Origin of the sequence: Erwinia persicina (assembly GCF_014838825.1) — a bacterium.
In the GTDB taxonomy this organism is placed as follows: Bacteria; Pseudomonadota; Gammaproteobacteria; order Enterobacterales; family Enterobacteriaceae; genus Erwinia; species Erwinia persicina_A.
Window position 1 is genome coordinate 82,502 of the sequence record NZ_JACYMO010000004.1, and the last position, 24,265, is coordinate 106,766.

Below are 24,265 nucleotides of genomic sequence, written 5' to 3' on the forward strand. Positions count from 1 at the left end.
AAGCGCTGAGAAAGCACACCCACCAGGTAGAAGAAAAAAATCACCGGCAGCGTAAATGATAAAAGCCCTGACGGAGATCGCCAGGGCTTTTAGGTTACTGCTAACTCAAAATTTAACATTAACGAACTTAACAAGTTTTACTGCTATTAATACTTCGTTGAATGTACGTGTTTATTACGGACAGTATTAGTGACTAAAATTCTAACTTACCTCCATAAATGACAGTTAACATCATCATGCCAGTCAACAGACATGGCGGTTTAAACAAGTACACACCCATCGCGACGTAGACTCTTTGATACGTGGCTCGACTTCTGTTGCGACGATAACAAAAAGTGTCACAACCTCCAGACTTGCTTGCATCGGTAAAACATGGCCTTATGTCGTCGCGTTACGTTCCCACCCTGCGATTTTGCAACTGACTGCATGGCCTTGAAGCAGTGTCGGCGTAAGAAAAAATAATCTGAACACTTACGACAACATTCCCATACTAAAATACTTCGTGACCTTCATCGCATATATATCTGTTACTCTTTACTGCATCACAGCCGGGTAATATTTGCCTGCTGTGGGATCCAATTTACTGCTTTAAAAACCAGAGTCAATACTGTTTTTAATAACATGTAATTATTATCAGTATTAAAAGACGTCCCAGTTCACATAATGGGCCAATGTGGTGATATTAGCGCCAATTGTCAGGAAAAATAGACGTTATTATTATCCCCGAAGGTAAAAACCCCACTGAAAATCAATATTCATGCCACATCAGAAAGCTCTGACAATTTAAGGGGAAGCGCAATGTCCGCTTTATTGATCAATGATGAATGGACGGCGCAATCAGTCCCCTGCTCACGCACATTTTGACGTGATACACTCGCCTTTACCTGCTAAACCGCTGTGAGCCACCATGAATACCCCTCTACCGAACACCCAGTTGGTCCGCTGCGACCGCCCGACCGCACACGTGGCGCGCCTGACACTAAACCGCCCCGTCGCCGGTAACGCCTACAATGCCATGATGATTGCGGAGTTTGAAGCCTGCCTGCAGTGGTGCGAACAGCAGTCCGATATCCGCACCGTGCTGCTGACCGGCAGCGGGACGGTATTCTGTGGCGGAGCCGATTTGCAGGAAGCGTTTACCGACGGCGGTAAAGGGCTGCTTAACTCACATGGCGGCTATAATCCGCTCCAGTATACCCCCCGGCGGAAAATCTGGGTGGCCGTACTGAACGGGCATGCCTTTGGTGGCGGTCTTGAGCTGGCGCTGGAGTGTGATTTTATCGTGGCGACAGACCAGGTAAAAATCGCCCTGCCGGAGGTTAAACACGGCCTGTTACCGCTGGGTGGAGGAATTGGCCAGCTGGCTACCCGGCTACCTGCCAGCCTGGCCAAGGAAATGCTGTTAACCGGCGAACCGGTGGACGCCGCACGTGCGCTGGCGCTGGGTCTTTTTTATCAGGTTACCCCGGCGGAAGATCTGCTGGAAACCGCGCTGGCGCTGGCCGCACGTCTTAACCGTCATTCTCCGCTGGCCGTTCAGGCCTGTAATGCGCTGCTCAGGCAGGCGCTGGCAGCCGATCTTCGCCAGCAGAGTGAGGCTGAGTTAGCGCAACTGCAGCAGAGTGAAGACTATCAGGAAAGCCTGCGCGCTTTTACTGAGCAGCGCAGGCCGCTGTGGACGGGAAAATAGTGCGGCTTCAGATCGATACAGCCTGGAATAACGCGCTTAGCCCGAGGCCCCCGGCAATGCCCAGCATGGCCAGGCCAAAACCTTCTCCGTCCGGCTCCGCCAGCAGCTGGCTGAACAGTCGCGTGACCATGATTGCGCCGGAGGCACCGTAGGGATGGCCCAGCGCAATCGCTCCGCCCTGTAAGTTAATGCGCTGCTCATCAATACCCAGTGCATCAACCGACCCCAGCACCTGGGCAGCAAAGGCTTCGTTAAATTCAATCACCGCGATGTGGCCGATGGTCAGAGCCGGCTGGCGGGCCAGCAATTTTTGCGTGGCAGGTACCGGCCCGAGACCAAGCAGGTTAGGGTCGACGCCGGCACTACAGGCATCGGCAAAAAGCAGCCCGCGGGTAAAGCCGCACTCGCGGGCTTTGCGACGGCTCATCACCAGCATCAGCGACGCGCCGTCGTTGAGCGGGCAGCAGTTGCCCGCCGTCACCGTCCCTCCAGCGGCAAACGCCGGGGGCAGCGCCGCCAGTTTCTCCAGCGATGTGTTGGCGCGAGGACACTCATCCACCGCCACCCACTGCCCTTTCACGCTGACCGGTACAATTTCCTGACGGAACGCTCCCTGCTGTTGGGCGGCCAGCGCACGCTGATGGCTGCGCAGGGCAAAGCGATCCTGTCGTTCACGGCTGATGCCGCACTGGCACGCTACATTTTCCGCCGCGATCCCCATCTCCGGGTCACCAATATCATCCGGGGAGAACTGTGCGCGGCCGTAAAAACGCGGCATCTGCTTCAGCGAGGCGGGCTTTTCCACCCGCCACGGCGCGGTACTGACGCTTTCGACGCCCCCCGCCAGATAACACTCCCCCGCCCGGGCCTGCACCAGGCGGCAAGCCTGGATCACAGCTTCCAGCCCGGAGCCGCACTGACGATCCACCGTCACCGCCGGAACGGAGAGCGGCACGCCCGCCGCCAGTGCCGCCAGCCTGGCAATATTGCCGCCGCCGCCGGTCGCATTGCCGATGATGACCTCATCTATGGCGTTAAAACCCGGCGGCAATGCTGCCATGATGTGCTCAAACAGAGGGGCCAGTAGCCCTTCCATCGGTACTCCGGCAAAAACACCGTAGGCCCTGCCGACGGGCGTGCGCCGCGCCACTACAATCACCGGCTTCGCGTCATCGTCAGGCTGATAATTCAGTAAGCTCTGTGCTGCTGCCATGTTGTGCGATCCTTTTTTCCAGCCCGGCGCGCTCGATTTTGCCGCCCGGCGTCAGCGGCCAGCGCGTAATATGATAAAACTGGTGGGGTTGTTTATATTTTGCCAGCACTGAACGACAGCGCTGGGGGAGCAGATGCAGATCGTCCGCCGCCGCTTCCACGATGGCCACCATCTTTTTGCCCGCATACTCATCATCAACGGCAATCACCACCGCTTCAATAATGCCCGGCAGTGATTTAATCGCGGACTCTATTTCGGCAAGATAAATATTATTCCCCCCGCTGAGGATCATATTTCCCCGGCGACCAATCACGTGCAGGCACTGTTTTTCATCCAGATAACCGATATCCCCTGCCGTCGCTATAGCGCCCTGTTTCACAAAGGCGCTGCCCTCATCGCCCCATAGATACCGGTCGATAATTTGTTCGCTGCGGATATAAATGGTTCCGGGCTGATTGTGCGACAGTCGCTTACCGTCATCATCACAGATGCTGATGTGTACGCCGGGAAACGCCTGCCCGACCGTCGCCAGCGAAGCCTGGATGTCGGCCTCATCCGGCGTGGACACGGCGATAAAACCGAGTTCAGAAGCCCCGTAATACTCCTGTATCCGCGCGGCGGGAAACAGCATCCGGGCCTGACGATAGTGGTTCAGTTCCAGCTTAGCGCCGGCGCTGACCAGACCGCGCAGGCTGGGGCAGGCTGCGGACCCCACAGCGCGGGCAAATCCGGCGATCATCGTGGGCACGACCACCAACCGTTCAATCTGCTGCCGGGCGATCAACGCCAGTACGGATTCCGGTTGCCACCGGCCGGGGCTGTAAAAGGTCCCCCCCGCGTACAGCGTTTCGTTCAGGCAATACAGTCCAATGCCGTTTGAAAGCGGGCCGGGAAACAGCGTCGAAGGGCCTCCCTGCAGGCCAAAGATCGCTTCGCCGTTTTCCAGGCTGGCCCGCCAGGATCGCCGCGAACGGATAAACGCTTTAGGCAGGCTGGTGGTGCCGGAGGTAAAGTTGATTAAAAACGGCGTCCCGGCCTGCATCCCCCCGGTAAAGGCGCTATCGTCCGATACATCAGGGTGGCTTTGCCCGCCGTCGATATCCCGCCAGCGAACCGACAATCGGTCGGCCTGCGCTTTCAACGTCTGATCCCCGGCTGGCAGCAGCAGGCAATCAGGATTAAGCCTGTGCAGGATGTCATTCAGCTGCGCTGCGGGCGTCTGCGGGTCGATAATAGCGGCGGTAAAAGGCTGGGCGCTGGCGGCCAGCCAGGCCACGGGAAAGGTAATATCATTCCCGGCGGCAATAGCAACAATCCCGCTGCCGCCGGCAGGCCTTTCACGCAAGAGGGTTTGGTAAAGCGCCAGTGCGCTCTGCCACAGCTGCTGCCAGCTCAGGGTGGCACCGGCAATATCCACAGCGATCTGCGCAGGATGGCGCTCCGCATGGTATTTTACTTTGTCATGTACCGGCATAACACTCAGGCCCCGGCAAACGAAAAGTGGTGCATCAGCGCCTGACGTGCTTCATCGGGGATGGGGCAGGGTTTATGATCCGTCAGCCCCACGCATACCCAGATTAATTTCCCCTCGGCGCTCAGCGTGGTGCGATCCTCACACATTAAGCGGATGGTAAAAATCAAACTGCTGTTACCCATTTTCTCAATCAGTACCTGAGGGATAACAACATCGTCCACCGACAGGGGATGAAAGAATGTGGCTTCACATTTTTTGACATGATAGGCAACGCCTGCGGTATGCGGGCGAAATAAAGGCAGAATTTCAGCACGGCGAAAGGCATTGACGACGGCATCTTCACAATAATCTAAATAGACTGAATTATGCACGTGGCCGTTTAAATCTATATCCCGCATTGATACGCGAAATGCTTCGCTATTATACTGTTCCTGCATAAAAATCATAAACCTGTAAACCGGACAACACGAAAGAAAATATACCATGAAAGAGACTTTATTCACCAGAGCCGTCGTCCGGGAGTTCGGCAATATCAGTCACGTTATGCAGCTTGAACAACAGGCTTTGACGCCATTAGCCACAGGCCAGGTCCGGGTTAAAATGGCGTTTGCCACTATTAACCCCTCCGATATTATTACGATTTCCGGGGCCTATCGTTCGCGTATCACCCTGCCCTTTGTGCCCGGGTTTGAGGGCATGGGCCGGATCAGCCAGAGCGACGATCCCAGCCTGCGCGTCGGCCAGCGCGTCCTGCCGGTGGGCAGCATGGGCGCATGGCAACACTATAAAGACAGCGATCCGCAGTGGTGCTTTACCCTGCCTGACTTTGTCACCGACCAGCAGGCGGCAACCAGCTATGTTAACCCGATGACCGCGCTGCTGATGCTGACAGAAGCGCTTGAGCGCTCATCGGGGATGCGGATTATTATCAATGCGGCCAATTCGGCCATCGGCAAAATGCTGATCCGCATCGCCAACCACCTGGGGCTGAAGCCGATCGCCATCGTACGAAAAGCTGAAAACCTCAGCCTGTTTCACGGCTGTGCCACCGAGCAGGTGTTGAACAGCAGTGCGGAGACGTACCCGCAGGCGCTGGCTGCCATTGCCCGTCAGGGGGGGGCAGCCGCCATCCTCGACTGCATTGGCGGTGAAGCGTCGCTGATGCTGGCACAGGCGCTGATGCCGGGCGGGCAGTTTATCCACTACGGCCTGCTGTCCGGCCAGCCGATACCGGCCACCTTCTGGCGCAGCCGTCCGGATATTCGTTTTTCCAACTTCCATCTGCGGTTATGGGTACATCATCATGATAAGGCGCTGGTACAGCGCAGGATCAATGAAGTGATGACGCTGATCCGCGACGGTGTAATTGCCACCGATATAGTGGCCGAATATGCGCTGGAGGAGATCGATAAAGCGGTCAGAGACGTGCAGTCCGGCGAGCTGAAAGGGAAAATTTTACTGCGGCTCTGAGGCGGGATAGCTGTAATCAGGGCCGACCGAAAAGACGATCGGCCTCTTCAACTGCCTGTGGCTCAGCCTAACGTGGGGTACGCCCGGCGCACGGCACGGACAATCAGCACCGCCAGCACCACCTTCACCATATCCCCCGGCAGGAAACCCAGTGAGCCCAGCGCGGCCTGCTTAAGGGGTAACCCGGCCATCACGGCAATCCACGGAATGCCCGCAGAGTAAATCACCACGACGCCCCCCAGTGTCAGGATCAGCCCTTCCCTGACCACCGTCAGCGAGCGCAGGAAGCGCTGGTAGAGATAACCTATCAGCAGCGCCGCCAGCGGCCACGCCAGAAGAAAGCCCCCGCTCGGGCCAAAGAAGATCCCCAGACCGCCACGGCCTCCCGCCAGCAGCGGCAGGCCAACTGCCACCAGCACGACAAACAGCACCATCGCCAGCGCGCCGCGTCTGGCACCAGCAATCGCCCCCGCCAGCATGGGGCCTAAGGTCTGGGCGGTGATCGGCACCGCAATCACCGGCAGGCTGAATGCCGGGAACAAGCCCAGCGCAGCGGTGATCGCGGCGAAAAGCGCAATATAAACAATATCTCGGGTGGACATTACGATCCTCTCACTTTCTCTGCATCGGTACGCTCAGGGCGCAGTTTGGGGTCCCAGGCACGGGCTTCCAGCGCTGCCGCAATATCATCGGCCATCTTCAGGGTGCGAACGATCACCGGGATAGCAATGGCAATGACGCTGCGATCCAGCCCGCGCGCTTTTTGCGCTTCGCGCACTTCAGCCACGATGGCCGCCAGTACCGGAATAAACCGCATCGCCAGCGACAGCGCCAGGCTGACCTTCGCCGGATTGATACGTAAATAACGCAGCCAGAACAGACCTTTCTCCAGCGCGTCAATCATCTCAGTGGTACGCGTGGTAAGGGTCACCAGCGCCGCCATCAGCATCAGCGCCGCCAGCCGGGCAATCACCAGCACGCCGGACTGCCAGTTCACCATCCACCACTGCACGGCAAACAACAGTGCCAGCACCCACAGCAGCGGCTTAAGCTGCAGCAGCATGATATGCGGTGAGATACGCGCCAGCGGATAGCACAGTCCCACCAGCAGCAGGGCGACCAGCGAAGTTTCCAGGCGCGGGAAGACAAACAGTAGCGTGCCCAGCAGCGCCAGGGTGAGGATCTTCAGCCCCGGCGGCAAGCGATGTATGATCGAATGTCCCGGAATATAATCACTCAACATCATGACATCATCCTGACATACTCTTTCAATGCTATGTGAGGCAGATCATCAATCACCACCTGACCGTGGTCAAACACCAGTACGCGGTCAAAATCCTGCAAAAACTCCAGATCGTGGGACACCACGATAGCCGTCTGGTCGAGATCGGCAATCGCCTGCGCAATACGCCGCTTGTTGCGCAGATCGAGCAGCGTAGTCGGTTCATCGAAAACGATATATTCTGGCTCCATGACCAGCACCCCGGAGATGGCCAGCAGCTGCTTCTGCCCGCCGCTAAGGAGATGTGCCGGATGCTGACGCAGGTCCTGCATGTCATAGCGCGCCAGCGCCGCATCGGTGCGTTCGCGGATCACCTGTTTCGACAGTCCGAGGTTTTTCATACCGAAGGCGAGATCTTCCTCCACCACCGGGAAGACAATCTGGTTGTCCGGGTTCTGGAACACAAACCCAACCTTCCGCCGCACCGCTTTCCCCTGCTGACGGGTGTTCAATCCGTCAACCCGCACCTCGCCCTGTTGGGGTAATAACAGGCCGTTCAGCAGGCGGGCAAAAGTGCTTTTGCCACAGCCGTTGCTGCCGACAATGCCGATGCGTTTTTCCGTGAGTTGCAAATGAAGGTTATCGAGGACTTTCCGTTCGCCGTAAGCATGCGAGACCCCTTTCAGTTCCAGCATAATACCTCCTGGTTCAGACAGGTTGACGCGGACGATACTGCCGCCCGATGGTCAGCTGCTCCACCACTGCAGCAGGAGACAACGACATCACAAAGTCCACGGCGCGACAGAGGTCGTCGGTGCTCAGCATCTCGTCGACTGTCAGGCCAGAGCCCTGTGCCATATCGGTGTCCACGACATCGGGGCACAGCGTGGTCACTTTAATCCCCTGTGCGCCCAGCTCACGGGCAATCGAACGGCTGTATCCGACCAGCGCGTGTTTGCTGGCGGCATAGCTGGCCACGCTGCCGTAAGGCTGTACGCCACTGACGGAGGCAAGATTAAAGATGCGCCCCTCAGCGGATTTCAGCAGCCACGGGGTACACAGCTGGCACAGATGGTGGATAGCGGTCACGTTAGTGGCAAGCAGCGCGCTGAAATCAGACAGCGGGGTCTGCGTAGAGCCGGGACGAAAAATGCCGGCGGCGTTGATCAGTACATCAAGCTGGCGGTTCGCGGCCAGCGCCTGCGGCACCTGCTGTGCAATAGCAGGATAATCACACACGTCGAGCGCCAGCGTCTGTACGCGGGCAGGATCGAAGGTGCTGGCTAAGGCGTTCAGCGCCTGCGCATTCCGTGCAATTAATATCAGGTGGTAGCCCTGCGCATAAAAATGGCGGGCAAGATGGTGGCCGATACCGCGTGAGGCACCGGTGATCAGGGCAACTTTACTGGACACAACAAGCCTTTTTACCGGTCAGAAATTGCCTGCAAAGATACGCGATTTTGCGGCATTCTGCGCGGTTTTTTCGGCGTAGCAGATAGCAAAACGGCCCCCGCAGGAGCCGTTATTTAAACCTTATGGCGAATTATTTCTTTTTCGCTTTCGGGTTTGGCAGATCGGTAATGCTGCCTTCAAAGATTTCCGCCGCCAGGCCAACCGATTCATGCAGGGTTGGGTGAGCGTGGATGGTCAGCGCCAGATCTTCGGCATCACAACCCATCTCGATAGCCAGACCGATCTCACCCAGCAGTTCGCCGCCGTTGGTTCCGACAATAGCACCACCGATGACACGGTGTGTCGCTTTGTCGAAGATCAGTTTGGTCATACCGTCTGCACAGTCGGAAGCGATAGCACGGCCTGATGCCGCCCACGGGAAGGTGGACGTTTCATAGCTGATGCCTTTCTCTTTCGCTTCTTTCTCGGTCAGACCGACCCAGGCGACTTCCGGCTCGGTATAGGCGATCGATGGGATCACTTTCGGGTCGAAGTAATGCTTCAGGCCCGAGATCACTTCTGCTGCCACGTGGCCTTCATGCACGCCTTTGTGCGCCAGCATTGGCTGACCGACGATATCGCCGATTGCATAGATGTGCGGCACGTTGGTACGCATCTGCTTGTCGACGCGGATAAATCCGCGATCGTCCACTTCCACACCGGCTTTGCCTGCATCCAGACCTTTACCATTCGGTACGCGGCCGATCGCCACCAGCACCGCATCGTATCGCTGTGGTTCAGAAGGGGCTTTTTTGCCTTCCATCGTGACGTAGATGCCGTCTTCTTTGGCTTCTACGGCGGTCACTTTGGTTTCCAGCATCAGGTTGAACTGCTTAGAGATGCGCTTGGTGAAGACTTTCACCACATCTTTGTCAGCCGCCGGGATCACCTGGTCAAACATTTCGACCACGTCGATCTGCGAGCCCAGTGCGTGATACACGGTACCCATTTCCAGACCGATGATGCCGCCGCCCATAACCAGCAGACGCTCTGGCACTTCTTTCAGCTCCAGCGCATCGGTAGAGTCCCAGACGCGCGGATCTTCATGCGGAATGAAGGGCAGTTCAATCGGACGGGAACCCGCGGCGATGATAGCGTTGTCGAAAGTGATAACAGTTTTAGAGCCGTCTTCTGCTGTCACTTCCAGGGTGTTAGCGCCGGTAAATTTACCCAGGCCGTTCACCACATTCACTTTACGGCCTTTTGCCATGCCGGCCAGGCCACCGGTCAGCTGGGTGATCACTTTCTCTTTCCAGCTGCGGATCTTATTCACGTCAGTCTGTGGCTTACCGAACACGATGCCGTGTGCTTCCAGCGCTTTGGCTTCTTCAATCACCTTCGCCACGTGCAGCAGGGCTTTAGAAGGGATACAGCCAACATTCAGACAAACACCACCGAGGGTGCTGTAACGCTCAACGATCACGGTCTCCAGACCAAGATCCGCTGCACGGAAGGCTGCAGAGTAACCTGCAGGACCTGCCCCAAGTACCACGACCTGAGTTTTAATTTCTGTACTCATCATGACCTCTTATTTGATTGTCCGGCGGGTCAGAGCTTATACCCTTCATATTGAACCTGCATCTGTGTTGGCTACGCTCGCTCACCCAAATCACTGACTTATGAAAGCTCATCAGGATCCACTCACTTGCCGCCTTGATGCAGTTCCAATTATTTTGGATAGAATTTTCAACGTCCTTCTTCCACCGGGACGCGTTCACCGCAAGAGTTTACAGAATTGTTAATAAACTGCAAACCACGGTGCCACGAATCACTACAACAACTTACAAGAAGGCCGGCTTCCGCCGGCCTTCTTCATGGTTACATCACCAGACGGCGAATATCAGCCAGTGCGTTATTGATGATGGTAATGAAGCGCGCACCATCAGCACCGTCGATAACGCGGTGGTCGAAGGAGAGCGACATCGGCATCATCAGACGCGGCGTGAACTCTTTACCATTCCAGACCGGCTCAATCGCAGACTTGGAAACACCGAGGATAGCCACTTCCGGCGCGTTAACGATTGGCGCGAAGTGGGTTGTCCCGATACCGCCCAGGCTGGAGATGGTGAAGCAACCGCCCTGCATTTCGCCAGCAGTCAGCTTGCCATCACGCGCTTTTTTGGAGATAGCCATCAGCTCACGAGACAGTTCAGTGATGCCTTTCTTGTTCACGTCCTTGAACACCGGAACCACCAGACCGTTTGGCGTATCAACCGCCACACCGATGTTGATGTATTTCTTCAGCGTCAGCTTCTGCGCGTCTTCAGACAGTGAGCTGTTGAAGCGTGGCATCTGCTCAAGCGCTGCCGCCACCGCTTTCATGATGAACACCACCGGGGTGAACTTCACATCCAGCTTACGCTTCTCTGCTTCAGCATTCTGCTGCTTGCGGAATGCTTCCAGCTCAGTGATGTCGGTTTTGTCGAAGTGAGTCACGTGTGGGATCATCACCCAGTTACGGCTCAGGTTAGCACCAGAGATTTTCTGGATGCGGCCCAGTTCCACTTCTTCGATTTCGCCGAACTTGCTGAAGTCCACTTTCGGCCATGGCAGCATGCCTGGCAGACCACCACCCGCTGCAGCCGGGGCTTCAGCGCGTTTCACCGCGTCTTTCACGTAGCTCTGCACGTCTTCTTTCAGAATACGGCCTTTACGTCCGGTGCCTTTGAGTTTCGCCAGGTTTACACCAAATTCGCGTGCCAGACGGCGGATCACCGGCGTGGCATGAACGTAAGCGTCATTCTCAGCAAACTCTGACTTGGCTTCTGCTTTAGCAGGAGCCGCAGCCGGGGCCGCTTTTTCTTCCTGTTTAGCCTGAGCTGGAGCCGCAGCCTCAGTGCTCTGGGCAGGTGCAGCCGCTGGTGCAGCCCCCTCTACCTCAAACACCATCACCAGAGAACCGGTGCTGACTTTATCGCCCGTGGCGATTTTGATCTCTTTAACCGTACCTGCAAATGGTGCAGGCACTTCCATTGAGGCTTTGTCGCCTTCAACGGTGAGGATCGACTGTTCAGCTTCAACTTTGTCGCCGACTTTAACCATGATCTCAGTGACTTCAACTTCGTCGCCGCCGATATCCGGTACGTTGACCTCTTTCGCTGCGCTGGCCGCCGGGGCCGCTGCAGGCGCGGCCGGAGCCGCTTCTTCTTTTTTCTCTTCGGCCGCAGCCGGTGCGGCTGCACCGCCTGCCGCTTCGAAGATCATGATCAGTTTGCCGGTTTCGACTTTATCGCCGGTAGCCACTTTGATCTCTTTAACGACGCCAGCCTGTGGGGAAGGCACTTCCATTGAGGCTTTATCACCCTCAACGACCAGCAGTGACTGCTCAACTTCAACAGTGTCGCCCACTTTGACCAGAATCTCGGTGACTTCAACTTCGTCTGCACCGATGTCCGGGACATTAATTTCGATAGCCATTACTCTATTACCTCTTATGCCAGGCGTGGGTTAACTTTATCAGCATCGATCTCGAACTTAACGATGGCATCAGCCACCACTTTTTTGTCGATTTCGCCACGTTTAGCCAGTTCACCCAGGGCTGCAACCACCACGTAAGATGCGTCCACTTCGAAGTGGTGACGCAGATTCTCACGGCTGTCTGAACGACCGAAGCCGTCAGTACCCAGCACGCGATAGTCGCTGGCAGGGATATAGCTGCGAACCTGCTCGGCGAACAGTTTCATGTAGTCGGTTGATGCCACGGCAGGGGCATCGTTCATCACCTGAGCGATGTACGGCACGCGAGGCTCTGACGTTGGGTGCAGCATGTTCCAACGCTCACAGTCCTGACCATCACGGGCCAGTTCGGTGAAGGAGGTCACGCTGTAGATGTCCGAACCTACACCGTAATCTTTCGCCAGGATGTCAGCCGCTTCACGCACGTGGCGCAGGATAGAACCTGAACCCAGCAGCTGTACTTTACCTTTGCTGCCTTCTTTGCTGTCCAGTTTATAGATACCTTTACGGATACCCTCTTCTGCACCGGCCGGCATAGCTGGCATATGGTAGTTTTCGTTCAGCGTGGTGATGTAGTAATACACATTTTCCTGCGCTTCGCCGTACATACGCACCAGGCCGTCATGCATGATGACTGCTACTTCATAAGCGTAAGCCGGATCGTAGGAGATACAGTTCGGGATAGTCAGAGACTGAATATGGCTGTGACCATCTTCGTGCTGCAGACCTTCACCGTTCAGTGTCGTACGACCAGAAGTGCCGCCCACCAGGAAGCCGCGTGCCTGCTGGTCACCCGCTGCCCAGCACAGGTCACCGATACGCTGGAAACCGAACATGGAGTAGTAGATGTAGAACGGGATCATTGGCAGGTTGTTGGTGCTGTAAGACGTTGCCGCCGCCAGCCACGATGCGCCTGCACCCAGTTCGTTAATCCCTTCCTGCAGGATCTGACCTTTTTCGTCTTCTTTATAGTAAGCAACCTGCTCACGGTCCTGCGGCGTGTACTGCTGGCCATTCGGGCTGTAGATACCGATCTGGCGGAACAGGCCTTCCATACCGAAGGTACGCGCTTCATCCGCAATGATCGGCACCAGACGATCTTTGATCGACGGATTTTTCAGCATCACGTTCAGGGCACGCACGAAGGCGATGGTGGTCGAGATCTCTTTGTTCTGCTCATCCAGCAGCGCACGGAAATCTTCCAGCACTGGCATATCCAGCTTCTCGCTGAATTTCGCTTCACGGGTTGGCAGGTAGCCGCCCAGTTTTTCACGCTGACCGTGCAGGTAGTTATACTCTTCAGAACCTTTTTCGAAGGTCACATACGGCAGTTTTTCAATGGCTTCATCACTGACCGGTACGTTGAAACGATCGCGGATGTAGCGTACGCCATCCATGTTCATTTTCTTGACCTGGTGCGCGATGTTCTTGCCTTCTGCCGTCTCGCCCATACCATAACCTTTAATGGTATGTGCCAGAATCACCACAGGTTTACCTTTGGTGTCCTGGGCTTTTTTCAGTGCGGCAAAGACTTTCTTCGGATCGTGACCACCACGGTTCAGGGACCAGATCTCGTCGTCGGTCATATCTTTAACCAGCGCTGCGGTTTCCGGATATTTACCGAAGAAGTGCTCACGAACGTAGGCACCGTTGCGGGATTTGAAGGTCTGATAGTCGCCGTCAACCGTTTCATTCATCAGCTGGATCAGTTTACCGCTGGTGTCTTTACGCAGCAGTTCATCCCAACGGCCGCCCCAGATAACCTTGATCACTTCCCAGCCAGCGCCACCGAAGATGCCGTCCAGTTCGTTAATGATCTTGCCGTTACCGGTGACCGGGCCATCCAGACGCTGCAAGTTACAGTTGATGATGAAGACCAGGTTATCCAGTTTTTCACGGGTCGCGATGGTGATCGCCCCTTTAGATTCTGGCTCATCCATCTCACCGTCGCCCAGGAAGGCATAAACGGTCTGCTGAGAAGTATCTTTCAGGCCACGGTGTTCCAGATATTTCAGGAACTTAGCCTGATAGATTGCACCCAGTGGGCCAAGGCCCATGGAAACGGTCGGGAACTGCCAGAAGTTAGGCATCAGTTTAGGATGCGGGTAAGAGGACAGGCCTTTACCGTCAACTTCCTGACGGAAGTTGTTCATCTGGTCTTCGGTCAGGCGACCTTCCAGGAAGGCACGGGCGTACACGCCCGGCGAGATATGGCCCTGGAAGTAAACCAGATCGCCGCCGTCTTTTTCGGTGCGCGCACGGAAGAAGTGGTTAAAGCACACTTCATACACAGTGGCAGAAGACTGGAAGGAGGACATGTGGCCACCCAGATCCATATCTTTCTTTGATGCACGCAGAACGGTCATGATGGCGTTCCAGCGAATAGCGGAACGGATACGACGCTCTAAAGACGTGTTGCCCGGGTATTCCGGCTCATCTTCAACGGCGATAGAGTTAATGTAGTTACTGGCTCCCGCACCGGCAGCCACTTTCACGCCGCCTTTACGTGCGCCGCTCAACACCTGGTCAATCAGATACTGTGCGCGCTCAACACCTTCTTCACGGATGACCGATTCGATCGCTTCTAACCAGTCGCGAGTTTCGATCGGATCCACGTCATTATTTAAACGTTCTGACATGGGGGGTATTCCTTATCTGTGTCTAATTACGTTGAATTGTCTGGAGCCTGTCTCTTTGTGCTCTGGTTCACTTCAAAACACAAAGAGACAGGCCCGTCGTTTATACCTATACAGGTACGTGCCGCGTTATATTTACGCGTTAGTCCTTACGTTGCTGTAAACGTCTCAAGGAGCGCTCTCTACGACTTTGCTCCCGACTTCTGTCCAGCAATATTTCCTCGATAAACGCCAGGTGGCGGTGTGAAGCTTCGCGTGCCTGCTCGGGCTCACGTGCCACAATCGCCTCAAAAATACTGGCGCGGTGGCTACTTACTTTCTCCAGCATCTCACGACGCGAGTAGAGCAATTCAAAGTTCTGTCTGACGTTCTGTTCCAGCATCGGGCCCATGCTGCGAAGTAGATGTAAAAGCACCACATTATGAGCCGCTTCTGTGACAGCAATCTGATATTGCATCACGGCATCGGCTTCTGCGTCGAGATCGCCGCTTTGCTGGGCGGTCTGGATCTGCAGATGACAGTCGCGGATGCGCGCCAGATCGTCGTCAGTGCCGCGCAGTGCGGCGTAATAGGCGGCAATCCCTTCCAGCGCATGTCGTGTTTCTAACAGGTCGAACTGGGATTCAGGATGGCCGGCAACTAATTCTACGAGCGGATCGCTCAGGGTTTTCCACAAATGGGTCTGGACGAAGGTTCCTCCCCCCTGACGGCGGAGTAACAGGCCCTTGGCTTCCAGACGCTGTATCGCTTCACGCAGAGAGGGGCGGGAGACGTCAAACTGTACAGCCAGCTCTCGCTCGGGCAGCAGTTTCTCTCCAGGGCGCAGCGTCCCTTCCATAATCAGGGACTCAAGCTGCTGTTCGATAGCATCAGAAAGCTTCGGTTGGCGGATCTTGCTGTAGGCCATCATCCCTTCTTTTCGATTTGCCAGAGTAAATTGGTAATACCAATTGCAAAAAGGAGCCCGTAAAGTAACAAAGTATTCACCTGATGTCCATATGGTGACCCGCTGAATCCAGACCGCCGTCTCTTTCACAATCATAGCCTAAGCTGAAAAACTGTCGGGCTCTTACCGGGCGGGGTAAATGTTAAATTTCGTCACTTTTTCGAAAGGCGGCAGCAGGTTAGTGGATAAACAGCGATGTCACCATAAGAGAATGTTATTCGTCATTCTTGCTGATTTGTGACAGAAAATGAGAATGATAAAACTGAGAGCGATCGTTGATTTTTTGGGCATTCTTTCGCACAGAAAGCAAAAGCGAGTGCATTAGCGGTCACTTAACACTATTCTCTTCGCCAGGATACGTTTTGCCCTATTTTCGCTTACACGACAGCGTAAAGTTTTTAATACATTAAAAAATAATAAGTACGAGGTTTCTATGGAACAACAGCAGGGCGAAACGCTGAAGCGTGGTCTGAAAAACCGCCATATCCAGCTGATTGCATTAGGCGGTGCCGTCGGTACTGGCCTGTTTCTGGGCAGTGCATCGGTGATTCAATCCGCAGGTCCCGGCGTGATACTTGGCTATGCCATCGCCGGGTTTATCGCCTTCCTGATTATGCGCCAGTTGGGCGAAATGGTAGTGGAAGAGCCTGTTGCAGGCAGCTTCAGCCACTTTGCCTATAAATACTGGGGTAATTTCGCCGGTTTCGCCTCCGGCTGGAACTACTGGGTCCTGTATGTGCTGGTCGCAATGGCCGAACTGACCGCAGTGGGCAAATATATCCAGTTCTGGTACCCCGATATCCCCACCTGGATGTCTGCCGCCGTTTTCTTTGTGCTGATCAACGCGATCAACCTCACCAATGTCAAAGTGTTCGGTGAAATGGAGTTCTGGTTCGCGATAATCAAGGTCGTTGCCGTCGTGGCGATGATCCTGTTCGGCGGCTGGTTGCTGTTCAGCGGTACCGGTGGCCCGCAGGCCAGCGTGCGTAACCTTTGGGAACAGGGGGGCTTCCTGCCGAATGGCTTTAGCGGCCTGATCATGATGATGGCCATCATCATGTTCTCTTTCGGTGGTCTGGAGCTGGTCGGTATCACGGCGGCAGAAGCCGATAACCCGGAAACCAGCATTCCCAAAGCCACCAACCAGGTGATCTACCGTATCCTGATTTTCTATGTCGGCTCACTGGCTGTCCTTCTTTCACTGATGCCGTGGACGCGTGTCACTGCCGATACCAGCCCGTTTGTGCTGATTTTCCACGAGCTGGGCGATGCCCTGGTGGCCAACGCCCTTAACGTCGTGATCCTGACGGCGGCGCTGTCGGTGTACAACAGCTGTGTTTACTGTAACAGCCGTATGCTGTTTGGCCTGGCGCAGCAGGGCAACGCCCCGAAAGCGCTGTTGAAAGTGGACGGTCGCGGTGTGCCGGTGATCTCCATTCTGTTCTCCGCCGTGGCCACTGCCCTGTGCGTGCTGCTGAACTACCTGATGCCGGGCGAGGCTTTTGGCCTGCTGATGGCGCTGGTGGTTTCTGCTCTGGTCATCAACTGGGCGATGATTAGCCTGGCGCACATGAAGTTCCGCCGTAAAAAGGACCAGCAGGGGATTAAAACCCGCTTCCCGGCCCTGTTCTACCCGTTGGGTAACTGGATCTGCCTGTTATTCCTGGCCGGTATCCTGGTACTGATGGCGATCACCCCAGGCATGGCAATCTCCGTCTGGTTGATCCCGGTATGGGTACTGATCCTCGCCGTCGGCTACTGGGTGAAAAACCGCACTCAGCGCGGATAATCATCACCTTCGCTTCTGATTCGGCCAGCATAAGCTGGCCGAACTGTTATCTGCCTCACACTTTCCCCTCCCCAGGCGTTTTGTCCATCTCTGCGACGTTTTGCACCTGCGCACTGCGCGCGATAAGCGTGAATACTCTCGATCACGAATGATACGCGGGAGAATAATCCATGAAGAGCACCAGGCTCTCAGTCAGAGAAAAAATTGGTTACGGGATGGGCGACGCCGGATGCAATATGATCGGCGGTGCCATCATGCTTTTTCTTAACTATTTCTACACTGACGTCTTCGGCCTTGCCCCGGCGCTGGTCGGGGTGCTGCTGCTGTCAGTCAGGGTAATCGATGCCGTGACGGACCCGATTATGGGCGCGATTGCCGACCGCACGCAGAGTCGCTGGGGGCGGTTCCGCCCATGGCTGCTGTGGATCTCCCTGCCCTACGTGCTGTTCAGCGTACTGATGTTTACCACGCCAGACTGGACCTACAACAGCAAGGTGATCTGGGCATTCGCCACCTACTTCCTGATGTCCCTGACCTATACGGCGATCAATATTCCTTACTGCTCGCTGGGCGGCGTGATCACCAGTGACCCGGGTGAGCGTGTCTCCTGCCAGTCGTACCGCTTTGTGATGGTTGGCGTCGCCACCCTGATCCTCTCGCTGACGCTGCTGCCGCTGGCGGACTGGTTTGGCGGTGACAATAAGGCGCGCGGCTACCAGATGGCTATGGGTGTGATGGCGCTGGTCGCCCTGATGATGTTTCTGTTCTGCTTTGCCACGGTGCGCGAACGTATTCATCCGGCCGTCCCCACTCATGACGACCTGAAGGGGGATCTGCGGGACGTGTGGAAGAACGATCAGTGGGTGCGTATTCTGCTGCTGACCTTCTGCAACGTCTGCCCCGGCTTTATCCGCATGGCCGCCACCATGTACTACGTCACATGGGTGATGCAGCAGTCGACCCACTTTGCCACGCTGTTTATCAGCCTGGGCGTGGTTGGCATGATGGTGGGTAGCACGCTGGCAAAGGTTCTGACCGACCGCTGGTGTAAACTGAAAGTCTTCTTCTGGACCAATATTGCGCTGGCGATCTTCTCTGGCGGGTTCTACTTCCTCGACCCGCAGGCCACCATGCTGGTGCTGGTGATGTACTTCCTGCTGAATATTCTGCATCAGATCCCGTCACCGCTACACTGGTCGCTGATGGCCGATGTGGATGACTACGGTGAGTGGAAAACCGGCAAACGTATCACCGGTATCAGCTTTTCCGGCAACCTGTTCTTCCTGAAGGTCGGGCTGGCAGTGGCCGGGGCGATGGTCGGCTTCCTGCTCTCCTGGTACGGCTACAATGCCGGGGCAAAACAGCAGAGCCCGGCCGCTTTAAACGGCATCGTCCTGCTGTTTACCGTGATCCCGGCGGTGGGTTACCTGATCACCGCCGGTGTGGTGCGCCTGCTGAAAGTGGACCGTACGCTGATGCTGCAAATCCAGAGCGACCTGGAACAGCGCCGCACTAACTATCAGGAGCTGAACGATTACCACAACAGCAAAGAGCTGAAAACAAAACCACAAGGAGCCGCACGATGAGCCACTGGCCTAACCCCTTAATCGAACAGCGTGCCGACCCGTTTATACTGCGCCATCAGGGAAGCTACTACTTTATCGCATCGGTGCCGGAGTATGACCGGCTGGAGATCCGCCGCGCCACCACGCTGGACGGACTGGCAGAGGCCCGGGCGGCAGTCGTCTGGCACAAGCCCGAACGCGGGCCAATGAGTGCATTAATATGGGCACCCGAGCTGCATCTGATTGACGGACAGTGGGTGATCTATTTTGCTGCCGCGCCGTCACAGGAGATCAAACAGGGCTTGTTCCAGCACCGGATGTTTGCCCTCACCTGTGATGATGCCGACCCGCTCAGCGGAAAGTGGGTGGAGCGCGGGCAGATCCTGACCCCCATCGACAGCTTTGCGCTGGATGCCACCCACTTCGTTCATCAGGGGAAAAACTGGTATCTGTGGGCGCAGAAAGATCCGGCTATTCCCGGAAATTCCAACCTCTATCTGGCAGAGCTGGCCACCCCGTGGCAGATCAAGGGCCACCCGGTGATGATCAGTCGCCCGCAGTATGAATGGGAGTGCGCCGGTTTTAGCGTGAATGAAGGCCCGGCGGCCATTCGCCACGGTCAGCGGCTGTTTGTCAGTTATTCTGCCAGCGCTACCGACGAGAACTACTGCATGGGATTGCTCTGGATTGATGCCGACGCGGATCCGCTGCAGGCGGCAAACTGGCAAAAATCTGCCGCACCGGTCTTTACCACCAGCTGGGAAAACCGCCAGTATGGCCCCGGACACAACAGTTTTACTACGGGTGAAAACGGCGAGGATGTGCTGGTCTATCACGCCCGTAACTACACCGAAATTGAAGGGGACCCGCTGTATGACCCTAACCGCCATACGCGGATAAAAACATTCCGCTGGGATGCCAGCGGCATGCCGCAGTTTGGCACGCCACCGGCGGATACGGATACGACGCTACACCAGCGTGCCGTAAATCGTCAGTAACGCCACCACCACGACCACAACCAGCGACACTTTTTTTGCCAGCGCAACCGCGATACGCGGGGTCTCCACCTTATCAAGGTGGGGATCGCGCGCCAGAGAGAACTGAGCCAGTCGCGTCAGTACCTGGTACTGAGACGTGTGGCGGTCGCCCAGCGAAGCGAACCAGGCAGGCAGCGCACGCTCACCGTGCCCCAGCAGGGCATACGCGACACCGACCAGGCGTACCGGGACCCAGTCAACCCAGTGCAGAATGGCATCCACACCTGATTGTGCCCGCGCCAGCGGGTTCTGCTGACGTGCCAGCCAGCTCTGCCACGCTCGCAGAAAAGCGTAGCCGACCAGCAGCACCGGCCCCCACGGCCCCCCCACCACAAACCAGAACAGCGGTGCCAGGTAAAACCGGTAGTTGATCCACAGCAGTGCATTTTGCAGCGCTGACAGAAATTCACGCTCACTGCACTCCGGAGGAACACCGTGGATCAGCGTTAACTCTTCAATCATCGCCTGGTGTGCATCACGATCGTTGTGGCTGGCAGCTTTCAGATAAGCGTGATAGTGCAGGCGTACCGACCCGGCCCCGATGCACAACAGGCCAATGACGATCCAAAACAGCAGCTTAGGCACACCAAAAAACAGCCCTTTCAGCGCCAGCAGACATAGCGCAACCGCCGCCATCATCAGTACGGTCATCAGTAGCGTGCGAAGCAGAGAGAAGTGGCGGCGGGCGCGGAATAACGGTATTAAATGATGGTCAAGCTGCCAGTGCTCGCCCATTTTAAACAGTCTTTCCCATCCCAGAACCAGTAACAGGCTGAATAACGTCATAGCTTCACTCCCGTATGCTCAAGGTCAGCATGATAACGCGCCCAGTCAAAAGAGGGGCCCGGGTCCGTTTTACGTTCAGGCGCAATGTCGCTGTGCCCGGTGATGTGCTGTGCCATAGCGGGGTAGTGCTGTGTCAGTAATGCCGTCACTGCACACAGCGTCTGATATTGTGCATCGGTATAGGGCAGCGTGTCCGTCCCTTCCAGCTCAATACCCACGGAAAAATCATTGCAGGCCTCTCGCCCCTGATAGCGTGACACGCCGGCATGCCATGCACGCAGGTGAAAAGGGACGTACTGCACGATTTCACCATCGCGACGAATAAAACAGTGTGCTGAGACCTTTAAATGGCAGATATCAGCAAAGTACGGGTGAATGCTGGGATCAAGCTGTCCGGTAAACAAGTCGTCGACCCACGGGCCGCCAAATTCACCGGGTGGCAGACTGATATTGTGGATCACCAGCAGTGAGGGGGATTCCCCTTCCGGTCGCTGATTACTGTGCGGCGACGGCACCTGCCGTACCCCCGAAATCCACCCATCTTGCAGCTGCATACCGCTTCTCCTGTGTTCAGACTCCAGCAGATTAACATGATTTTTTTCTGCTGAATCAAACTTATCTGCCGCTCATTTTACCCTGTGAGAAAATATTTTTACTTTTTTGCATCCGATTTCACTCCTCATCCGTAGATAGCTATGTGAGGCAAAAATGCCTTCTCTTACGCTAAGGAACTCATCATGAAAACGTTCATCCGTACCGCCCTGTGTGCTTCAATGCTGTTCAGTGCTGCATCCATGGCTGAGATGTCGCGGAATACCGTGATGGTGGGTGGGGCCGCCATGTCCCCTTCCCATAATATCGTTGAAAATGCCCTGAATTCGAAAGACCACACGACACTGGTGACCGCGGTGAAAGCAGCCGGCCTGGCAGAAACCCTGCAAGGTCCAGGCCCGTTCACCGTCTTTGCGCCGACCAATGCCGCCTTTGCCAAACTGCCGGCAGGCACCGTGGATAATCTGCTGAAACCGGAAAACAAAGCCACGCTGACCAGCGTGCTGACCTATCATGTGGTCGCCGGAAAATATGATATGAAAGCGTTGATGAAAAAAATCAAACAGGGGAACGGCAGTGCAGAGCTGAAAACTGTTAACGGTGCCCCTCTGTGGCTGATGATGAACGGCCCTCACAATATCCAGGTAAAAGATGATAAAGGCAACGTCGCCAATATCAGCACCTATGATGTGCAGCAAAAAAATGGCGTGATTGATGTTATTGATACGGTACTGATGCCTTAATCCATCGTGTGCCAACACTCGGGAAAAACTAAATATACCCGCTGATGTTAAAATAAAGGGTATATAATTGGTGCAGCAGGTTTTTTTACACTCCTTCTGCACCTCTTTTTTCAGGATGCTTCATGACGGACGACGTAACGGATAGCCAGATTTTATTTATGAAGGCCATCGCGGCCGGTGATAAACAGGCATTTGAGGCGACCTACCGCCGTTATTCACCTTACCTTTTTGCCATTGCACTGCGTATGTTACGCCGTCGCGACTGGGCAGAAGAGGTGCTGCATGACAGCTTCCTTATCGTCTGGCAGCGTGCTGACAGCTTTGATCCGGCACTCAGCGCCCCTAAAACCTGGCTTACCAATATTGTGCGCAACCGCGCGATTGATTATTTGCGCCTGCAGGATAACCGTGTCGACGCGCTGGAAGAGGATGACGATCTGTTCGCCATGACGCCCCTCAGCGCTGACTTACCTTCAGGATCAGAATCACGCAGACTGACAGACTGCATGACACAGCTGTCGTCTGAACAGCGTCAGAGCATCACGCTGGCGTATTATCAGGGATTGTCACATAGCGAAATTGCGCTGCACCTGGAACAACCTGCGGGAACCATTAAAAGCTGGATCCGCCGTGCATTAACTCAACTGAAAGAGTGTGTGGGCATATGAAAAGCAGACGCGATTTTGACTCAGCCCTGGCCGCAGAATATGCCCTTGGCACGCTGCGCGGTGCCGCACGTCAGCGTTTTGCCCGCCGCCTGCTGCAGGAGCCTGAGCTGGCGGCAGAAGTCAGCCGCTGGCAGAATTCACTGGCTGAACTCGACCAGCAGGTGACTCCCGTTCCCCCTCCTGAAGCCGTCTGGCAGCGAATATCCCGTGGGCTTCCCGCTAACATTGCGCCTGCACACCGCCCGCGCTGGCCCTGGGTGGGATGGGTGCTGGCCGCCTCCTTTGCCGGAGCGCTGCTGTATACGCAGTTCAGCGTGCCGCCAGCACAGCAGGCCATTGCGGTACTTAACGGTGACAGCCAGCAGGGGTCCTGGGTCGTCAGCCTCAGCCCGGATAAAACGCAGCTGATGGTGGAGGCCGTCAATGCCCCGGCCATTCAACCCGACCACAGTTTACAGCTCTGGCTCATCCCGCCAGGTGAGAAACCGCAGTCTCTGGGGCTGGTGACAGAGGGAGAGCGTCAGCGCGTTGACGTCACGTCACGCCAGATAGCACAGCTACCGACGCTGGCGATCAGCCTTGAGCCGCGCGGCGGTTCCCCGACCGGACAACCGACAGGGCAGGTACTGTATAGCGGTAAAATTATGCCTTTGTAGCCAGACTGGCCTCGGGTAAAACCGGAGCCAGTTGCGCCAGCAGTATCGCGCGCAAGCGCGCGGCGGCAGGCGGTAATACCTCCTGCCCCTGAAGCAGTGCCATGCCCAAATCCCCGACCGGCGGCAGCAGCGGATGATGTAAGACCTGCAGCCCCTGCGGAAGCCCAAACTGAGTGCGCAGGGTCACGCCCAGTCCGGCGGAGGCCGCGGCCCAGAGTCCGCTCAGGCTTCTGCTGGTAAAAGCTACCCGCCACGGTATGGCGGCGTGATCCAGTGCATCGATTGCCCGGGTGCGCATCAGACAGGGTGCCTCAAACAGCAACAGCGGCAACGCCTCACCCTGCTCTAACCATTGCGCCAGCTGAAACCCTTCACGCCCTATCCAGCGCAGTGCGGCGGCCGGCAGCGGCTGCGTAAAGCGTGACGTGTCATCCCCCTGCCAGCACAATGCCAGGTCAAGCTCCCCCTGACGCATTCCCTGCAGTAATTCACTGTTACGGCCAATGCGTGCAGAGACCTGTATCAGCGGATGTGCCCGCGAAAACTGCCCCAGCAGTTCCGGCAGCACGATCTCGCCAAAATCTTCCTGTAACCCTATGCGCACGCTACCGCCAATATCCCGACCGGACAGCGCACTGAAGGCCTCATCATTGAGCGCCAGTAATCGCCTGCCATAAGCCATCAGCAGCTCGCCGTTATCAGTCAGTGCCAGCCGTCGCCCGGCCTTCTGTAACAGCGGCAGCCCTGTTTGCTGTTCCAGTTTTTTTAGCTGCGCACTAACGGCGGAGGTCGAGCGACTCAACCGGTCGGCGGCCTGGGAAAAACTCCCCAGTTCAATACCGAGCACAAACGTGCGTAACGCATCCAGATCGAAAGTCATACGTTTAAACGACTGCATTCATCATCCTGT

Annotated in this window: 22 protein-coding genes; 8 read left to right on the forward strand and 14 right to left on the reverse strand. The window is 56.0% G+C overall.

Translation table 11 applies throughout. The features are described 5' to 3' along the window. Window positions 1-907 precede the first annotated feature (907 nt). Window positions 908-1,690 (forward strand): enoyl-CoA hydratase/isomerase family protein, encoded by a 783-nt coding sequence (locus IFU29_RS11885; protein ID WP_191934114.1) that lies wholly within the window; start codon window positions 908-910, stop codon window positions 1,688-1,690. 7 nt (window positions 1,691-1,697) lie between these two features. Here IFU29_RS11885 and IFU29_RS11890 read toward each other — a convergent pair whose 3' ends face one another. The 3 genes from IFU29_RS11890 to IFU29_RS11900 are packed head-to-tail and all read right to left on the reverse strand — an operon-like array spanning window position 1,698 to window position 4,814. After that, window positions 1,698-2,903: a thiolase family protein gene (locus tag IFU29_RS11890; protein ID WP_191934115.1), complete on the reverse strand. Its 1,206-nt coding sequence runs from the start codon at window positions 2,901-2,903 to the stop codon at window positions 1,698-1,700. Next, entirely contained in the window at window positions 2,866-4,377 is a 1,512-nt protein-coding gene (locus IFU29_RS11895; RefSeq protein WP_191934116.1) for a class I adenylate-forming enzyme family protein, read from the reverse strand. The genes IFU29_RS11890 and IFU29_RS11895 overlap by 38 nt, the downstream gene beginning before the upstream one ends. Window positions 4,378-4,382: 5 nt before the next feature. Continuing rightward, entirely contained in the window at window positions 4,383-4,814 is a 432-nt protein-coding gene (locus IFU29_RS11900) for an acyl-CoA thioesterase (protein WP_423244841.1), read from the reverse strand. Between the two features lie 46 nt (window positions 4,815-4,860). Between IFU29_RS11900 and IFU29_RS11905 the strand changes: the two genes are divergently transcribed. Continuing rightward, entirely contained in the window at window positions 4,861-5,847 is a 987-nt protein-coding gene (locus IFU29_RS11905; protein ID WP_191934117.1) for a zinc-dependent alcohol dehydrogenase family protein, read from the forward strand. Window positions 5,848-5,909: 62 nt separating this feature from the next. Here IFU29_RS11905 and IFU29_RS11910 read toward each other — a convergent pair whose 3' ends face one another. From IFU29_RS11910 to pdhR, 8 genes are all read right to left on the reverse strand, one after another. Then, window positions 5,910-6,449 (reverse strand): biotin transporter BioY, encoded by a 540-nt coding sequence (locus IFU29_RS11910; protein ID WP_191934118.1) that lies wholly within the window; start codon window positions 6,447-6,449, stop codon window positions 5,910-5,912. Then, complete coding sequence (locus IFU29_RS11915) at window positions 6,449-7,093, reverse strand: energy-coupling factor transporter transmembrane component T family protein (RefSeq protein ID WP_137269066.1); 645 nt, start codon at window positions 7,091-7,093, stop codon at window positions 6,449-6,451. The genes IFU29_RS11910 and IFU29_RS11915 overlap by 1 nt, the downstream gene beginning before the upstream one ends. After that, a complete protein-coding gene (locus tag IFU29_RS11920) occupies window positions 7,090-7,764 on the reverse strand; it encodes an energy-coupling factor ABC transporter ATP-binding protein (protein WP_191934119.1) in 675 nt (224 codons plus the stop codon). The genes IFU29_RS11915 and IFU29_RS11920 overlap by 4 nt, the downstream gene beginning before the upstream one ends. Window positions 7,765-7,777: 13 nt before the next feature. Continuing rightward, entirely contained in the window at window positions 7,778-8,482 is a 705-nt protein-coding gene (locus tag IFU29_RS11925) for an SDR family NAD(P)-dependent oxidoreductase (protein ID WP_137269064.1), read from the reverse strand. 130 nt (window positions 8,483-8,612) lie between these two features. Then, the gene (gene lpdA / locus IFU29_RS11930) at window positions 8,613-10,040 is read right to left on the reverse strand and encodes a dihydrolipoyl dehydrogenase (RefSeq protein WP_191934371.1); all 1,428 of its coding nucleotides are present in this window, start codon (window positions 10,038-10,040) and stop codon (window positions 8,613-8,615) included. Window positions 10,041-10,339: 299 nt separating this feature from the next. Continuing rightward, window positions 10,340-11,938 (reverse strand): pyruvate dehydrogenase complex dihydrolipoyllysine-residue acetyltransferase, encoded by a 1,599-nt coding sequence (gene aceF, locus IFU29_RS11935; RefSeq protein WP_191934120.1) that lies wholly within the window; start codon window positions 11,936-11,938, stop codon window positions 10,340-10,342. 14 nt (window positions 11,939-11,952) lie between these two features. Then, window positions 11,953-14,616, reverse strand: coding sequence for a pyruvate dehydrogenase (acetyl-transferring), homodimeric type (gene aceE, locus IFU29_RS11940; RefSeq protein ID WP_191934121.1), 2,664 nt, complete (start codon window positions 14,614-14,616; stop codon window positions 11,953-11,955). A 139-nt stretch (window positions 14,617-14,755) separates the two neighbouring features. Continuing rightward, a complete protein-coding gene (gene pdhR / locus IFU29_RS11945) occupies window positions 14,756-15,520 on the reverse strand; it encodes a pyruvate dehydrogenase complex transcriptional repressor PdhR (RefSeq protein WP_191934372.1) in 765 nt (254 codons plus the stop codon). A gap of 472 nt (window positions 15,521-15,992) precedes the next feature. Here pdhR and aroP point away from each other — a divergent pair, with 472 nt between their 5' ends. The 3 genes from aroP (at window position 15,993) to IFU29_RS11960 (ending at window position 19,911) form a co-directional block, all read left to right on the forward strand. Then, window positions 15,993-17,348 (forward strand): aromatic amino acid transporter AroP, encoded by a 1,356-nt coding sequence (gene aroP, locus IFU29_RS11950; RefSeq protein ID WP_191934122.1) that lies wholly within the window; start codon window positions 15,993-15,995, stop codon window positions 17,346-17,348. Between the two features lie 170 nt (window positions 17,349-17,518). Next, on the forward strand, window positions 17,519-18,934 hold the full coding sequence (locus IFU29_RS11955; RefSeq protein ID WP_191934123.1) for a glycoside-pentoside-hexuronide (GPH):cation symporter: 1,416 nt from the start codon (window positions 17,519-17,521) through the stop codon (window positions 18,932-18,934). Beyond that, window positions 18,931-19,911, forward strand: a complete 981-nt coding sequence (locus IFU29_RS11960; protein ID WP_191934124.1) for a glycoside hydrolase family 43 protein — start codon at window positions 18,931-18,933, stop codon at window positions 19,909-19,911. The genes IFU29_RS11955 and IFU29_RS11960 overlap by 4 nt, the downstream gene beginning before the upstream one ends. On the opposite strand, the gene ampE is transcribed toward IFU29_RS11960, so the two are convergent. Both ampE and ampD read right to left on the reverse strand, forming a co-directional pair. After that, on the reverse strand, window positions 19,882-20,736 hold the full coding sequence (ampE, locus tag IFU29_RS11965; RefSeq protein WP_191934125.1) for a beta-lactamase regulator AmpE: 855 nt from the start codon (window positions 20,734-20,736) through the stop codon (window positions 19,882-19,884). The genes IFU29_RS11960 and ampE overlap by 30 nt on opposite strands. Then, complete coding sequence (ampD, locus tag IFU29_RS11970; protein WP_191934126.1) at window positions 20,733-21,290, reverse strand: 1,6-anhydro-N-acetylmuramyl-L-alanine amidase AmpD; 558 nt, start codon at window positions 21,288-21,290, stop codon at window positions 20,733-20,735. The genes ampE and ampD overlap by 4 nt, the downstream gene beginning before the upstream one ends. Window positions 21,291-21,473: 183 nt before the next feature. Here ampD and IFU29_RS11975 point away from each other — a divergent pair, with 183 nt between their 5' ends. The 3 genes from IFU29_RS11975 to IFU29_RS11985 all read left to right on the forward strand — a co-directional run bounded on the left by IFU29_RS11975 (window position 21,474) and on the right by IFU29_RS11985 (window position 23,355). Next, window positions 21,474-22,031 (forward strand): fasciclin domain-containing protein, encoded by a 558-nt coding sequence (locus IFU29_RS11975; RefSeq protein ID WP_191934127.1) that lies wholly within the window; start codon window positions 21,474-21,476, stop codon window positions 22,029-22,031. A gap of 122 nt (window positions 22,032-22,153) precedes the next feature. Next, window positions 22,154-22,699, forward strand: coding sequence for an RNA polymerase sigma factor (locus IFU29_RS11980; protein ID WP_191934128.1), 546 nt, complete (start codon window positions 22,154-22,156; stop codon window positions 22,697-22,699). After that, entirely contained in the window at window positions 22,696-23,355 is a 660-nt protein-coding gene (locus IFU29_RS11985) for an anti-sigma factor (protein WP_191934129.1), read from the forward strand. Before IFU29_RS11980 ends, IFU29_RS11985 begins: the two co-directional genes overlap by 4 nt. Here IFU29_RS11985 and IFU29_RS11990 read toward each other — a convergent pair. Continuing rightward, window positions 23,342-24,253 carry a LysR substrate-binding domain-containing protein gene (locus IFU29_RS11990; protein ID WP_191934130.1) on the reverse strand — a complete coding sequence of 304 codons (912 nt, stop codon included), beginning with the start codon at window positions 24,251-24,253 and terminating at the stop codon, window positions 23,342-23,344. The two genes, IFU29_RS11985 and IFU29_RS11990, sit on opposite strands and share 14 nt — an antisense overlap. Window positions 24,254-24,265 lie beyond the last annotated feature (12 nt).

Bases quoted from the DNA above. Each gene is read 5' to 3' on its own strand.
- IFU29_RS11885 (WP_191934114.1), top strand. From the start codon at position 908: ATGAATACCCCTCTACCGAACACCCAGTTGGTCCGCTGCGACCGCCCG.
- IFU29_RS11890 (WP_191934115.1), bottom strand. From the start codon at position 2,903: ATGGCAGCAGCACAGAGCTTACTGAATTATCAGCCTGACGATGACGCG.
- IFU29_RS11895 (WP_191934116.1), bottom strand. From the start codon at position 4,377: ATGCCGGTACATGACAAAGTAAAATACCATGCGGAGCGCCATCCTGCG.
- IFU29_RS11900 (WP_423244841.1), bottom strand. From the start codon at position 4,814: ATGCAGGAACAGTATAATAGCGAAGCATTTCGCGTATCAATGCGGGAT.
- IFU29_RS11905 (WP_191934117.1), top strand. From the start codon at position 4,861: ATGAAAGAGACTTTATTCACCAGAGCCGTCGTCCGGGAGTTCGGCAAT.
- IFU29_RS11910 (WP_191934118.1), bottom strand. From the start codon at position 6,449: ATGTCCACCCGAGATATTGTTTATATTGCGCTTTTCGCCGCGATCACC.
- IFU29_RS11915 (WP_137269066.1), bottom strand. From the start codon at position 7,093: ATGATGTTGAGTGATTATATTCCGGGACATTCGATCATACATCGCTTG.
- IFU29_RS11920 (WP_191934119.1), bottom strand. From the start codon at position 7,764: ATGCTGGAACTGAAAGGGGTCTCGCATGCTTACGGCGAACGGAAAGTC.
- lpdA (WP_191934371.1), bottom strand. From the start codon at position 10,040: ATGAGTACAGAAATTAAAACTCAGGTCGTGGTACTTGGGGCAGGTCCT.
- aceF (WP_191934120.1), bottom strand. From the start codon at position 11,938: ATGGCTATCGAAATTAATGTCCCGGACATCGGTGCAGACGAAGTTGAA.
- aceE (WP_191934121.1), bottom strand. From the start codon at position 14,616: ATGTCAGAACGTTTAAATAATGACGTGGATCCGATCGAAACTCGCGAC.
- pdhR (WP_191934372.1), bottom strand. From the start codon at position 15,520: ATGGCCTACAGCAAGATCCGCCAACCGAAGCTTTCTGATGCTATCGAA.
- aroP (WP_191934122.1), top strand. From the start codon at position 15,993: ATGGAACAACAGCAGGGCGAAACGCTGAAGCGTGGTCTGAAAAACCGC.
- IFU29_RS11955 (WP_191934123.1), top strand. From the start codon at position 17,519: ATGAAGAGCACCAGGCTCTCAGTCAGAGAAAAAATTGGTTACGGGATG.
- IFU29_RS11960 (WP_191934124.1), top strand. From the start codon at position 18,931: ATGAGCCACTGGCCTAACCCCTTAATCGAACAGCGTGCCGACCCGTTT.
- ampE (WP_191934125.1), bottom strand. From the start codon at position 20,736: ATGACGTTATTCAGCCTGTTACTGGTTCTGGGATGGGAAAGACTGTTT.
- ampD (WP_191934126.1), bottom strand. From the start codon at position 21,290: ATGCAGCTGCAAGATGGGTGGATTTCGGGGGTACGGCAGGTGCCGTCG.
- IFU29_RS11975 (WP_191934127.1), top strand. From the start codon at position 21,474: ATGAAAACGTTCATCCGTACCGCCCTGTGTGCTTCAATGCTGTTCAGT.
- IFU29_RS11980 (WP_191934128.1), top strand. From the start codon at position 22,154: ATGACGGACGACGTAACGGATAGCCAGATTTTATTTATGAAGGCCATC.
- IFU29_RS11985 (WP_191934129.1), top strand. From the start codon at position 22,696: ATGAAAAGCAGACGCGATTTTGACTCAGCCCTGGCCGCAGAATATGCC.
- IFU29_RS11990 (WP_191934130.1), bottom strand. From the start codon at position 24,253: ATGCAGTCGTTTAAACGTATGACTTTCGATCTGGATGCGTTACGCACG.